We start from the raw sequence: 12095 nt of genomic DNA, 5'->3' as shown, positions 1-12095 counted from the left end.
ACTGAGCCCCCAGCTCACAACTGTCCCCTTGGGCAGGGCGGCGAGGATCCTGAGCGCCATCTATCGTGTCCCGAGGCCGTCTCCCCACCTGCCGACGGAGGACCCATGACCATCTGCCTTGCCTACGCGCCGACCGAGCCGGGTCGTGCCGCCCTGCGCCACTGCGTCGCCGAGGCCCGCGCGACGGGCTGCGACGTCCTGGTCGTGAACGCGGCGCGGGACTGGCACGACACCCCCGCCGAGCTCGACGACGACGCCGTGCGGGAGGTCGAGGAGCAGCTCGACGGGGCAGGGGTGACCTGGCGGTGGCACGAGGGGCCGCACGGGCTGAGCGGCGCCGACGAGATCCTCACCGCGGTGGAGGAGGTCGACGTCACGCTCGTCGACATCGGCGTCACCGACCGCTCTCACGTGCAGAAGCGCATCGTCAGCGACACCACCAAGCAGGTACTGCTCGACGCGTCGTGCGCGGTGCTGGCCGTCCGGGCCGATCACGAGGCGCCGGCGTTCGCCTGACCCGGGTCGGTCCGAGACTCTCGGGGCAGGGAGCCTCAGGTCAGCCTCAGGTCAGGTCGGAGCGGTGGAAGTTGTGGAACGAGCGGCTGGCCGTCGGGCCCCGCTGCCCCTGGTAGTGCGAGCCGTAGACCGCGCTGCCGTAGGGGTGCTCGGAGGCCGAGGTGAGCCGCATGAAGCAGAGCTGGCCGACCTTCATGCCCGGCCAGAGGACGATCGGCAGGGTCGCCACGTTGGACAGCTCCAGCGTCACGTGACCGGAGAACCCGGGGTCCACGAAGCCGGCGGTGGCGTGGGTAAGGAGCCCGAGGCGGCCGAGCGAGGACTTGCCCTCCACGCGCGCGGCCAGGTCGTCCGGCAGCGTGACCGCCTCGAGGGTCGACCCGAGGACGAACTCCCCCGGGTGCAGGACGAAGCCCTCGCCGGACTCGACCTCGACGAGCCGGGTGAGCTCCGGCTGGTCCTGCGCGGGGTCGATCACGGGGTACTTGTGGTTGTCGAACAACCGGAAGTAGCGGTCGAGGCGCACGTCCACGCTCGACGGCTGCACCATCTCCGGGTCGTAGGGGTCCAGGACCACGCGGCCCTGGTCGATCTGGGCCCGGATGTCGCGGTCGGAGAGCAGCACGACGGTCACGCTACCGCTCCAGGCCCCGCCGCGGCCGACGACGACCCGAGAGCGGTGACGGTGGTCGGGCGGTTCGGTGGCGGGAACGCTTGAGAGTTTGGGTATGCTGGCTCCCACGTCAGCACGCAGGTGCTGGTCGCGGGTGTAGTTCAATGGCAGAACAGCAGCTTCCCAAGCTGCCAGTGCGAGTTCGATTCTCGTCACCCGCTCCATTTGTCCGGCTCGTGCCGGTTGGCCCCTTCGCAACTGCCCCTGATCTGTGGGTTCGCGTGGATTCCGCGTGGCAGATGCTCCAATATGGCCCTATGCATTCACGGACTGGGGTCGCCGCAGCACTCGGCGTACCCCTGGCCCTCCTCCCGGCGGTGGCCTCCCTCGTCTGGCCTGGCATGGGAGCTCCCCTGCTCTGGATCTCCGCGCTGGTCGCCTCGGCGGCCGCCGCCGTCGCCGGCCTGCGCAGTCGTGGCCTGGACCGCGCCGGGTGGTTGCTCTTCGCCGCGGCGATGGCGCTCAACGGGGTCGCCAACCTCCTCTACGTCGCGGTCGGTCCGGGCCTCGGGCTCACGCCCTCGGTGATATATGCCGTGGCCACCTGCCTGATCCTGCACGCCGTGGAGTGCTTCGCCGGGGACTCGGCCCGCAGGCTCACCACCACGATGATCCACGCCACGCTGCTCACCACTTGCCTGTGGACCGCCGTCTGGCACTTCGACCCCCAGCGCTGGCTCAGCGGGTTCGCCCTCGGACCGGGGCTGCAGCCCGCCCTGGTCGTCATCGGCCTCGTCGGTGGGATCGCGGCCGCTATCATCAGCTGGCTGCTGGTCGTGCCGGCGCACCGCGGGCGGGCGCGCGGGATCCAGACCGTGGTCGGGGTGTCGGTGCTGGCCTCCACCGTCGGCGACCTGCTGACCTATCTCCTGCCGGGCGGGGACGCCTGGGCCGTGTCCCAGAGCCTGTGGATCCTGCAGTGCGGGCTGCTGACGTGGTCGGCGATGCTGGTCTCCCGGCGCCCCGCCGTGCCCCTCGCCCACACGCTGCACGACCCGCACCGCGACCTCTTCGTCGTCAGCGGCCTCAGCCTGCTCGTGGGGGCGGCCCTCATGCTCTCGGTGGGCTCGCTCGGGATCGACGCCGGGACGGTGCGCGCCCTCTGCTTCATCCTCTTCCTGCTCGTCGCCCTGCACCTGCACGAGGGGCACCACTCCCGCCAGCTGGCGAGCTCGGTGCAGGAGCAGGAGCGCCACATGCGGCTGCTCGTCAGCGAGACGCGTGACATCATCATCGAGCTCGACCGCACCGGCCGGGTCATCTTCGCCTCCCAGGCGCTCAGCACCATCCTCGGCCTGCGCGAGAGCGACCTCGCGGGGCAGCACATCAGCGACGTGCTCCCCGACGTGTCGCCGGAGGTGCTGGCCCACCTGACCTACGCCCCCAACGCGCGGATGCAGTCCACGCTGCGGCTCGAGTCGGCCCTCACCACCACCAGCGCCGCGGTCGTGCACGTGGAGTCCGTCATCACTCCCCTCGCCCGGGGCTACCTCGTGGCCGTCCGGGACGTCTCCGAGCGGGTCGGCCTGCAGTCGCGGCTGCAGCACGTGACCTACCACGACGTCGTCACCGGCCTACCCAACCGGACCAGCCTCGACCGGGCCGTCCGGCACCGGCTCTACGAGTCCGCCACCGGCGAGATCTCCCTGCTGCTCGTCGACCTCGCGACCGCCGGCCTCGCCGACAACACCGTGGGCGACGACGCCCGCGAGGAGCTGCTCCGCACCGTCGCCCGCACCATGCGCGCGACGATCCGCACCGGCGACTCCCTCGCCCGGTTCAGCGACCAGCGGTTCGCCGTCCTGCTGCGGCAGGGCACGGACGGCGCGCAGGCCCTGGCCGAGGCGCAGCGCATCGTCGACGCCGTCAACCGCCCGGACCTGATCCCCGACATCACGCTGCGCACCAGCGGCGGCCTGTGCATCGGCGGGCACACGGGCCTCGAGCTGGTGCGCAACGCCGAGCTCGCCCTGCGCCAGGCCACCCGCGAGGGACCGGGCACCGTCCGGTCCTTCGAGCCGACGATGCTCGCGCAGTTCGCCCGGACCCGGGACCTGCGCCGCCGCCTGGCCCGACCGCCGGGGCCGGACCGGTGGACGGTGCTCTACCAGCCGATCGTCAACCTCCGGGCCGAGCAGGTGACGGGCGTGGAGGCGCTGCTGCGCTGGACCGACCCCGAGGGCGACTTCATCGGCATCGAGGAGGTCATCCGGCTCGCCGAGGAGTTCGGGTCGATCATCTCCATCGGCACCTGGGTCCTGGAGCAGGCGGTCGACCAGGCCCTGCAGTGGTTCCGCCTCGGGAACCCCCTCACGGTGGCGGTCAACATCAGCGTCCACCAGCTCGTCGCCCCGGGCTTCGCCGGCACCGTGCACCGCGTCCTCGACGAGTCCGGGCTCCCGCCCGAGCTGCTGATCCTGGAGATCACCGAGACCGTCGTGCTCGAGCAGACCGAGGAGACGGTGGCCACGCTGGAGGAGCTCCGCACCCTCGGCATCCGGGTCGCCATCGACGACTTCGGCACGGGCTACTCCGGCCTGGCCAACCTGCGCTCGCTCCCCCTCGACATCCTCAAGATCGACCGGACCTTCGTCCAGGGGCTCGGCGAGTCCGGCGGCGACGAGGCCGTGGTCGCCGCCGTCTCGCGGCTCGGGCGGGAGCTCGGGCTGACCATCACCGCCGAGGGCATCGAGACCCGCGCCCAGGAGGCCCGCGCCCGGATGCTCGGCATCACCGCCGCCCAGGGCTACCTCTACGCCCGATCGCTGCCTGCCGGACAGATCCTGCCGCTCGCCGAGCAGCTCGCCGGCGGCGTGGTGCTGGACCTGTGACGGGCGTGGCCGTCATCACGTGTTCCGCGAGTTCCTTGCGAGCGCCTACTCGCCAGTAGCATCATGGGACGACCCGTGAGCCGCGCGGGCACGTCATACCTGCCGCACCACCGCACCACCTGACAGGCAGGACGTCACGGAAGGGGACCCCCTGATGGGGCACTACAAGAGCAACGTCCGAGACATCGAGTTCAACCTCTTCGAGGTCTTCGGGCGCCAGGAGGTCCTGGGGCAGGGGCTCTACGAGGACGTCGACACCGACACCGCCAAGGAGATCCTGCACGAGGTCGCCCGCCTCGCCGAGAACGAGCTGGCCGACAGCCTCATCGACTCCGACCGCAACCCGCCCGTCTACGACCCGTCGACCTACTCGGTGACCATGCCCGAGTCGTTCAAGCAGTCGTACAAGGCCTACATCGACGCCGAGTGGGGCAACCTCGACGTCCCCGCCGAGCTCGGCGGCATGGTCGTCCCGCCGTCGCTGCGCTGGTCGCTCGCCGAGCTCGTCTGCGGCTCCAACCCCGCCGTCCACATGTTCGCCGCGGGCTACTCGTTCGCGAACCTCCTCTACTACCTGGGCAATGACGAGCAGAAGAAGCTCGCCAAGCACATCGTCGACAAGGGCTGGCACTGCACGATGGTGCTGACCGAGCCCGACGCCGGGTCCGACGTCGGCGCCGGCCGCACCAAGGCCACCGACAACGGCGACGGCACCTGGAGCATCGACGGGGTCAAGCGCTTCATCACCTCCGCCGAGTCCGACATGGTTGACAACGTCGTCCACTTCGTCCTCGCCCGGCCCGAGGGCGCCGGCCCCGGCACCAAGGGCCTGTCGCTTTTCATCGTCCCCAAGTTCCAGGTCGACCTCGAGACCGGTGAGCTGGGCGAGCGCAACGGCGCCTACGTCACGAACGTCGAGCACAAGATGGGCCTCAAGGTGTCCACGACCTGCGAGGTCACCTTCGGCCAGAACGGCACCCCGGCCGTCGGCACCCTGCTCGGCGACGTGCACGACGGCATCGCCCAGATGTTCAAGGTCATCGAGAACGCCCGCATGTTCGTCGGTACCAAGGCCATCGCGACCCTGTCGACCGGCTACCTCAACGCGCTGGAGTACGCCAAGGAGCGCGTGCAGGGCTCCGACATGACCAACCCGGCCAAGGACGCCCCGCGCGTCACCATCACCCGCCACCCCGACGTGCGCCGCTCGCTCATGCTGCAGAAGGCCTACTCCGAGGGCCTGCGCGCCCTCGTGATCTACACCGCCACGCAGCAGGACACCCTCGCGATGGCCCAGGGCGGCGACCCCGGCGCGGAGCTCCCCGAGGGCGACGACGCCGCACGCCTGGCCATGAAGGTCAACGACCTGCTCCTGCCCATCGTCAAGGGCGTCGGATCCGAGCGCGCCTGGGTGCTGCTGGGCACCGAGTCCCTGCAGACCATCGGCGGCTCGGGCTTCCTGCAGGACTACCCGATCGAGCAGTACGTCCGCGACGCCAAGATCGACACCCTCTACGAGGGCACCACCGCGATCCAGGGCCAGGACTTCTTCTTCCGCAAGATCATCCGTGACAAGGGCACCGCCCTGGCCAAGGTCGCCGAGGAGATCCAGGCGTTCGCCGAGAACGGCCCCGAGGCGCTGGCCGAGGAGCGCGTGCAGCTCGGCAAGGCGCTCGAGTCCGTCCAGGGCATCCTCGGCTACATGGCCGGCGAGCTGATGGACTCCGACCCGCGCAAGGACGGCGACGTCCGCAACGTCTACAAGGTCGGCCTCAACACCTCGCGCCTGCTGCTCGCGGCGGGCGACCTGGTCGTCGGCTGGCTGCTCCTGCGTCAGGCCGAGGTCGCCCAGGCGGCGCTCGACGCCGGCGCGTCCGGCAAGGACCAGGATTTCTACACCGGCAAGGTGGCGGCGGCCTCGTTCTTCGCCAAGACCGTGCTGCCGCAGCTGCGCTCGCAGATGGTCATCGCGCAGATGACGGACCTGTCGATCATGGACGTGCCCGAGGCGGCCTTCTGAGCCGACGCTCCCGTATGGCGTGAAAGACCGCCCGCCGCCTCGCGAGTCCTCGCGAGGCGGCGGGCGGCTCGGCATACAGGGCCTGGATCGCGCGCCGCCTCAGAGTCGGCAGAGCGCCCCAACACTCGGACCTACCTCAGGTAGTCACACTCGCCGGGGTTGGCACGCCAGGCGAGTGTGACTACCTGAGGTAGGTGTGACGAAGGCGGGTCGATGTGCCTAGCCGCGGTGGGGCTGCAGGGCGGCGCCCACGAGACCGGCCGCCAGGGTCGCGCCCGATGCCGGGTCGATCACCAGGAAGGCACCGGTGGCCCGGTCGTCGAGGTAGTCGTCGACCGCGACGGGCTCGGCCAGCCGCAGCTCGACCCGCGCGATGTCGTTGAGCTGCACCGGGGCTCCCGGCGCGACCCACGTGAGCGAGTCGACGTCCCAGTGGTCGCCGACGGTCGTCAGGATGCCGCGGGTGGTGCGGGTGCCGGCCTTGACCAGGACCCGCTGCCCGGCGGACGCCGGGCGCTCGTCGAGCCAGCACACCGTGCCCGAGATCTCTTGCACCGCACGGGGCCTCGACGCGACCGTGGACAGCACGGAGCCGCGCCCCACGTCCAGCTCGTCGCGCAGCCGCACGGTCACCGACTCTCCGGCGCCGGCGACCTGCACGGAGCCGGCCGGGGTGTCGATGCCCGTCACGACGCTCGTGAGTCCGCCTGGCGTCACGGTGATCTCGTCACCGACGGCGACCCGGCCGGACGCGATCCGCCCGCCAAGCCCGCGGTAGTCCGGGTGCTCGGCGGTCCGCGGACGGATCACCAGCTGCACGGGCAGGCGCAGGGGGCGGTCGATCTCGGCCGCCGCGTCGTCGAGGTCCTCCAGCAGGGTGAGCAGCGGCGGCCCGGCATACCAGCGGGCGACCCCCTCGGAGCCGACCGGCTCGGTGCTCACGACCCCCTCGCCCGTGAGCGCCGAGATCGGCACGATGCGGACGTCGCCGAGACCGAGGCGGGTGGCGATGTCGGCGACCTCGCGGGCCACCTCCTCGAACCTCCCCTGGTCCCAGGCGATCGCGTCCATCTTGTTGAGCGCCACCACGACGTGCGGCACCCCGAGGAGGGCCATGACGGCGAGGTGTCGCCGGGTCTGCGGCAGGACGCCGTTGCGGACGTCGACCAGCACCAGCGCGGCGTCCGCGGTGGAGGCGCCGGTGACGGTGTTGCGGGTGTACTGCGTGTGACCCGGGGTGTCGGCCAGCACGAAGCTGCGCCGCGGCGTCGTGAAGTAGCGGTAGGCCACGTCGATGGTGATGCCCTGCTCGCGCTCGGAGCGCAGACCGTCGGTCAGCAGCGCCAGGTCGACCTGCTCCGAGCCGCGACGGCGGCTCGCGGCCTCGATGGCGTCGTAGGTGTCGGCGAGGATCGACTTGGTGTCGTGGAGCAGCCGGCCGACCAGGGTGGACTTGCCGTCGTCGACCGACCCCGCGACGACCAGCCGCAGCTGGCGACGCGTGGCCGAGATCTCGTCGATGACCCCGGTCGCGTCATACGTGCTCGTGCCCATCAGAAGTAGCCCTCTCGCTTGCGGTCCTCCATGGCGGCCTCGGAGAGGCGGTCGTCGGCGCGGGTCGCGCCACGCTCGGTGAGCCGGCTGATCGACACCTCGGCGATCACGTCGGCGATCGAGACGGCCGTGGACTCCACGGCGCCCGTGCACGATCCGTCCCCGACGGTGCGGTAGCGCACGGTGCGGCGCTCGACCGTCTCGCCCTCGCGGGGCCCGCCCCACGGGCCGCTCGTCATCCACATCCCGTCGCGGGCGTAGACGTCGCGGTCGTGCGCGTAGTAGATCGACGGGAGCTCGACGCCCTCGCGCTCGATGTAGTGCCACACGTCGAGCTCGGTCCAGTTGGACAGCGGGAAGACGCGGGTGTGCTCGCCCGGCGCGTGGCGCCCGTTGTAGATCTGCCACAGCTCGGGGCGCTGCGTGCGCGGGTCCCAGCCGCCGAAGGCGTCGCGGATCGAGAAGACGCGTTCCTTGGCGCGGGCGCGGTCCTCGTCGCGGCGCGCCCCGCCGAGGACGGCGTCGAACTTCTCGGCGTTGATGGAGTCGAGCAGCGGGATGGTCTGCAGCGGGTTGCGGGTGCCGTCGGGGCGCTCGGTCAGGCGGCCGTCGGCGATCCACTCCTCGACGTGCGCCACGACCAGCTGCAGCCCGTGCTCGGCGACGATGCGGTCGCGGAACTCGATGACCTCGGGGAAGTTGTGCCCCGTGTCGACGTGCAGCAGCGTGATCGGCAGCGGAGCCGGCGCGAGCGCCTTGAGCGCCAGGTGCAGGAGCACCGCGGAGTCCTTGCCGCCGCTGAACAGCAGGGCGGGCCGGTCGAACTCGGCCACCACCTCGCGGATGATCTGGATGCCCTCGGCCTCGAGGGAGTCCAGCGTCGTCAGCGTCCGCGGCGTCGTGGTCAGGGTGGTCGTCATCGCAGCCCCTTGTCCTTGAGCAGGGTCCGGAGGGCGGAGACGCTCTCCGTCAGCTCCTGGTCGGTCGTGTCCAGCCGTATGTCGGGAGCCACCGGCGGCTCGTAGGGGTCGCTGACACCCGTGAGGGTGGTGACCTCGCCACGGGCGGCGGCGGCGTAGAGCCCCTTGACGTCGCGGCGCGCGCACTCGTCCACGGGGGTCGCGACGTGGGCCTCGAGATAGGTCACACCCGCCGCCTCGTGGTCGGCGCGGACCGCGGCGCGCGTGTCGGCATACGGCGCGATCACCGGCACGAGCGCGACGACACCGTTGCGGGCGAGCAGCCGCGCGACATAGGCCACACGCTGCACGTGCGTGTCCCGGTCCTCGCGCGAGAAGCCTAGTCCCGCAGACAGGTTGGTGCGGATCTCGTCGCCGTCCAGCACCTCGACGCGTCGGCCGTCGGCGCGCAGGTCGCTCGCGAGCGCCTCGGCGATCGTGGACTTCCCGGCGCCCGAGAGGCCGGTCAGCCAGACCGTCGCGCCACTCACAGCTGGATCCCGCACTCGATCTTGGCGGTGCCGCTCCAGCGGCCGGCGCGGGCGTCCTCGCCGGGGGCGACCCGTCGGGTGCAGGGGGCGCACCCGATCGAGGGGTAGCCCTGGTCGAGCAGCGGGTTGCGGACGACGTCGTGGCGCTCGGCGTACTCCGCGACGTCCTGGTCGGACCAGGATGCCAGCGGCGCGACCTTGACGATGAGCCGGCGCTCGTCGAAGCCGATCACCGGGGTGTCGCGGCGGGTCGGCGACTGGACGCGGCGCACGCCGGTGGCCCAGGCCTCGAGCTCGCCGAGGGCGTCGTCGAGGGGATGGGTCTTGCGCAGGGCGCAGCACAGGTCGGGGTCGCGGTCGTGCAGGGCGACGCCATGCTCCGCGTCCTGCTCGGGGACGGTCTGGGCGGGCGTCAGCGTGATGACGTCCAGCCGCGTGCGGCGCACGGTCTCGTCGCGGGTCGCCAGGGTCTCGGGGAAGTGGTAGCCGGTGTCCAGGAAGTACAGCCGGGTACCCGGCGCCACCTGGTCGACCAGGTGCCCCAGGACGCCGTCCTGCATCGACCCGGCGACGGCCCAGCTCTCCCCGAACTCACCCGCGGCCCAGGCGACCACGTCGTGGGCGGAGAGGGTCTCGAGGTGGGCGGCGTCGCGCTCGACCAGCTCGCGCAGCTCCTGCTCGGAGCGCAGGGTGGTGACGCTCATGAGACGACTCCTTCGTGCGACAGACCGACGAACCGGACGACGAAGACGCGCGTGCAGTCCAGGCACCGCCAGGCGCCGCGGGGCTCCTCGACGGGGCGCAGGTCCTCCTCGGCGCAGTAGGGGCAGTGCATGACGGCCGCCCGCTGGGCGCCGTCCGCCCCGGGGACGTGCGAGCCCGCACTCACGACAGGGCCTCGTCGTCCACGCGGATCGTCCACTGGGCGAAGGTCTCGTCGTCCTGGCGGTCGGCGACGTACCGCCGCACGACGCGCTCGACGTAGTCGCCGAGGTCGTTCTCGGTGACCTTGTGGCCACGGATCTTGCGGCCGAAGCCGGCCTCGGCACCGAGCTGGCCACCGAGGTGGACCTGGTAGCCGGGGACGCGGTTGCCGTCGGCGTCGCGCACGATCTGGCCCTTGAGGCCGATGTCGGAGGTCTGGATCCGGGCGCACGAGTTGGGGCAGCCGTTGAGGCTGATCCCGACCGGCTGGCCGAGCTCGGGCTCGATGTCCGCCAGGCGCACCTCGAGGTCCTCCACCAGCGAGGTGGCGCGGTCCTTGGTGTCGACGATCGCGAGCTTGCAGAACTCGATGCCGGTGCAGGCCATGGTGCCGCGGCGCCAGGCGCTCGGGCGGGCGGGCAGGCCCAGCGCGTCCAGGTCGGTGACCAGGGCCTCGGCCTGCGCGGGGTCGACGTCGAGGACGACGACCTTCTGCAGCGGGGTGAAGGCGATGCGCCCGCCGCCGTGCCGCTCGACGGCGTCGGCGAGACCGCGCAGGGTGGTGCCGCGGACGCGACCGACGGTTGGGGTGACGCCGACGTAGACGCGGCCGTCCTTCTGCTCGTGGATGCCCACGTGGTCGATCGGCTCGCGGGGCGCCTCGGCCGCGGGGCCGTCGACGAGCGCGCGGTGGAGGTACTCCCCCTCGAGGACCTCGCGGAAGCGCTCGGCGCCCCAGTCGGCCATGAGGTACTTCAGGCGGGCGCGGTTGCGCAGGCGGCGGTAGCCGTAGTCGCGGAAGATCGCGCAGACGCCCTCCCACACCTCGGGGATCTCGTCCAGGGGGACCCAGGCGCCGAGGCGCTGGGCGAAGTGGGCGCTGGTGGACAGGCCGCCGCCGACGAGCAGGTCGAAGCCCGGGCCGTGCTCGGGGTGCACCACGCCGACGAAGGACACGTCGTTGATCTCCGGCACGGTGTCCCACTGCCAGGAGATCGCGGTCTTGAACTTGCGCGGCAGGTTGGACAGCTCGGGGTTGCCGATGTAGCGGCGCTTGATCTCGAGGATCGCGGGCGTCGGGTCGACGAGCTCCGCCGCGGCGATGCCGGCGACGGGCGAGCCGAGGATGGCGCGGGGCACGTCGCCGCACGCCTCGGTCGTCGACAGCCCGACCTCCTCGAGGGCGTTCCAGATCGCGGGGACGTCCTCGATGCGGACCCAGTGCAGCTGGATGTTCTGCCGGTCGGTGACGTCCGCGGTGCCGCGCCCGTAGCGCTCGGACACGTCGGCGATGGCCCGCAGCTGCGGCAGCGTGAGCGCCTGGCCGTCGACGCGGATGCGCATCATGAAGTACTCGTCGTCGAGCTCGTGCGGCTCGAGCGTCGCGGTGCGGCCGCCGTCGATGCCGGGACGGCGCTGGGTGTAGAGCCCCCACCAGCGGAAGCGACCGCGCAGGTCGTCCGACGGGATGGACGCGAAACCCTCACGGGCATAGGTCTGCTCGATGCGCTCGCGCACGGCCAGCGGATCCTCGGCGGCCTTGAACTCCTCGTTGTGGTTGAGGGGCTCGCGGTGCCCGAGGGCCCACTGGCCCTCGTTGTCCCCGCCGGCGCGGGGCCGACCGGCACGCGTGGTGGTGGTCGTCATCTGGGGTCCTCTCCGGGCGGTATGCCGAGGCGGGTCGTCGCGGGGCGGGCCGGGGGTCCGGCGGTGCGGGGACGACCCGGGTGAGGGTCGTCGTGCGTGGGGGGGGTGGCGGGCGCCCGCGTCGGGCCGCCGTGGGTCGGTCGTGGGGCATCTCGTGGGGCGTGGAGAGATGCGCTCAGCGACCGCGACAGCTCGTCGCACCCAGCCGGCACAGGTCGACGTGACGTCGCGTCACGGCGTGGAACTCGGTGCTGGCCATGACACGACCATGCCACAGCGGGAACCGCGATGCATAACGAGACCGTCCCTCACCGATAATTTCTCATTATGCGAGAGGGGGAGGCGCCCAGCGGGTCCTCCGCCGCGCGACAGGCGCCTCGGCTACCGTGTCGCAATCCCGCACCCCCCATCCCGCAACCCGCAGCCCGCAACCCGCAGCCCGCAGCCCCCAGCCCCCAGCCCGCAACCCGCAACCCGCAA

The 12095-nt window shown here is 71.7% G+C and carries 10 protein-coding genes and 1 tRNA gene; 4 read left to right on the top strand and 7 right to left on the bottom strand.

Annotation, left to right across the window (positions count from 1 at the left end; translation table 11 throughout):
• The first annotated feature begins 105 nt into the window (after positions 1–105).
• A complete protein-coding gene (locus tag B2P18_RS07030; protein ID WP_286957526.1) occupies positions 106–516 on the top strand; it encodes a universal stress protein in 411 nt (136 codons plus the stop codon).
• 46 nt (positions 517–562) lie between these two features.
• On the opposite strand, the gene dcd is transcribed toward B2P18_RS07030, so the two are convergent.
• Entirely contained in the window at positions 563–1141 is a 579-nt protein-coding gene (gene dcd, locus B2P18_RS07025; protein WP_239261610.1) for a dCTP deaminase, read from the bottom strand.
• Between the two features lie 138 nt (positions 1142–1279).
• Here dcd and B2P18_RS07020 point away from each other — a divergent pair.
• From B2P18_RS07020 to B2P18_RS07010, 3 genes are all read left to right on the top strand, one after another.
• A tRNA-Gly gene (locus B2P18_RS07020) sits at positions 1280–1353 on the top strand.
• A gap of 177 nt (positions 1354–1530) precedes the next feature.
• The gene (locus B2P18_RS07015; RefSeq protein ID WP_286957521.1) at positions 1531–4020 is read left to right on the top strand and encodes a putative bifunctional diguanylate cyclase/phosphodiesterase; all 2490 of its coding nucleotides are present in this window, start codon (positions 1531–1533) and stop codon (positions 4018–4020) included.
• Between the two features lie 154 nt (positions 4021–4174).
• A complete protein-coding gene (locus B2P18_RS07010) occupies positions 4175–6040 on the top strand; it encodes an acyl-CoA dehydrogenase (RefSeq protein WP_029210105.1) in 1866 nt (621 codons plus the stop codon).
• A 219-nt stretch (positions 6041–6259) separates the two neighbouring features.
• On the opposite strand, the gene B2P18_RS07005 is transcribed toward B2P18_RS07010, so the two are convergent.
• From B2P18_RS07005 to B2P18_RS06980, 6 genes are read right to left on the bottom strand one after another with little or no spacing between them, the layout of a single operon-like run.
• Positions 6260–7594 (bottom strand): sulfate adenylyltransferase subunit 1, encoded by a 1335-nt coding sequence (locus B2P18_RS07005; RefSeq protein WP_239261614.1) that lies wholly within the window; start codon positions 7592–7594, stop codon positions 6260–6262.
• Positions 7594–8514, bottom strand: a complete 921-nt coding sequence (cysD, locus tag B2P18_RS07000) for a sulfate adenylyltransferase subunit CysD (RefSeq protein ID WP_239261616.1) — start codon at positions 8512–8514, stop codon at positions 7594–7596. The genes B2P18_RS07005 and cysD overlap by 1 nt, the downstream gene beginning before the upstream one ends.
• Positions 8511–9044, bottom strand: a complete 534-nt coding sequence (cysC, locus tag B2P18_RS06995) for an adenylyl-sulfate kinase (RefSeq protein WP_286957514.1) — start codon at positions 9042–9044, stop codon at positions 8511–8513. The genes cysD and cysC overlap by 4 nt, the downstream gene beginning before the upstream one ends.
• Positions 9041–9748, bottom strand: a complete 708-nt coding sequence (locus B2P18_RS06990; protein WP_019285289.1) for a phosphoadenylyl-sulfate reductase — start codon at positions 9746–9748, stop codon at positions 9041–9043. The genes cysC and B2P18_RS06990 overlap by 4 nt, the downstream gene beginning before the upstream one ends.
• Positions 9745–9933 carry a hypothetical protein gene (locus tag B2P18_RS06985; RefSeq protein ID WP_019285290.1) on the bottom strand — a complete coding sequence of 63 codons (189 nt, stop codon included), beginning with the start codon at positions 9931–9933 and terminating at the stop codon, positions 9745–9747. Before B2P18_RS06985 ends, B2P18_RS06990 begins: the two co-directional genes overlap by 4 nt.
• On the bottom strand, positions 9930–11615 hold the full coding sequence (locus tag B2P18_RS06980; protein WP_286957507.1) for a nitrite/sulfite reductase: 1686 nt from the start codon (positions 11613–11615) through the stop codon (positions 9930–9932). Before B2P18_RS06980 ends, B2P18_RS06985 begins: the two co-directional genes overlap by 4 nt.
• Between the last annotated feature and the right edge of the window lie 480 nt (positions 11616–12095).

The sequence above is a fragment of the Arsenicicoccus sp. UBA2120 genome (assembly GCF_002330965.1).
Lineage (GTDB): Bacteria > Actinomycetota > Actinomycetes > Actinomycetales > Dermatophilaceae > Arsenicicoccus > Arsenicicoccus bolidensis.
Note: the sequence above shows the minus strand (reverse complement) of the source record. Positions and strands in the feature narration are given on the sequence as shown.

Coding starts and splice junctions, on each gene's coding strand:
- B2P18_RS07015 (WP_286957521.1), top strand. CDS start 1,531: ATGGGAGCTCCCCTGCTCTGGATCTCCGCGCTGGTCGCCTCGGCGGCC.
- B2P18_RS07010 (WP_029210105.1), top strand. CDS start 4,175: ATGGGGCACTACAAGAGCAACGTCCGAGACATCGAGTTCAACCTCTTC.
- cysD (WP_239261616.1), bottom strand. CDS start 8,514: ATGACGACCACCCTGACCACGACGCCGCGGACGCTGACGACGCTGGAC.
- B2P18_RS07030 (WP_286957526.1), top strand. CDS start 106: ATGACCATCTGCCTTGCCTACGCGCCGACCGAGCCGGGTCGTGCCGCC.
- B2P18_RS06990 (WP_019285289.1), bottom strand. CDS start 9,748: ATGAGCGTCACCACCCTGCGCTCCGAGCAGGAGCTGCGCGAGCTGGTC.
- B2P18_RS06980 (WP_286957507.1), bottom strand. CDS start 11,615: ATGACGACCACCACCACGCGTGCCGGTCGGCCCCGCGCCGGCGGGGAC.
- B2P18_RS07005 (WP_239261614.1), bottom strand. CDS start 7,594: ATGGGCACGAGCACGTATGACGCGACCGGGGTCATCGACGAGATCTCG.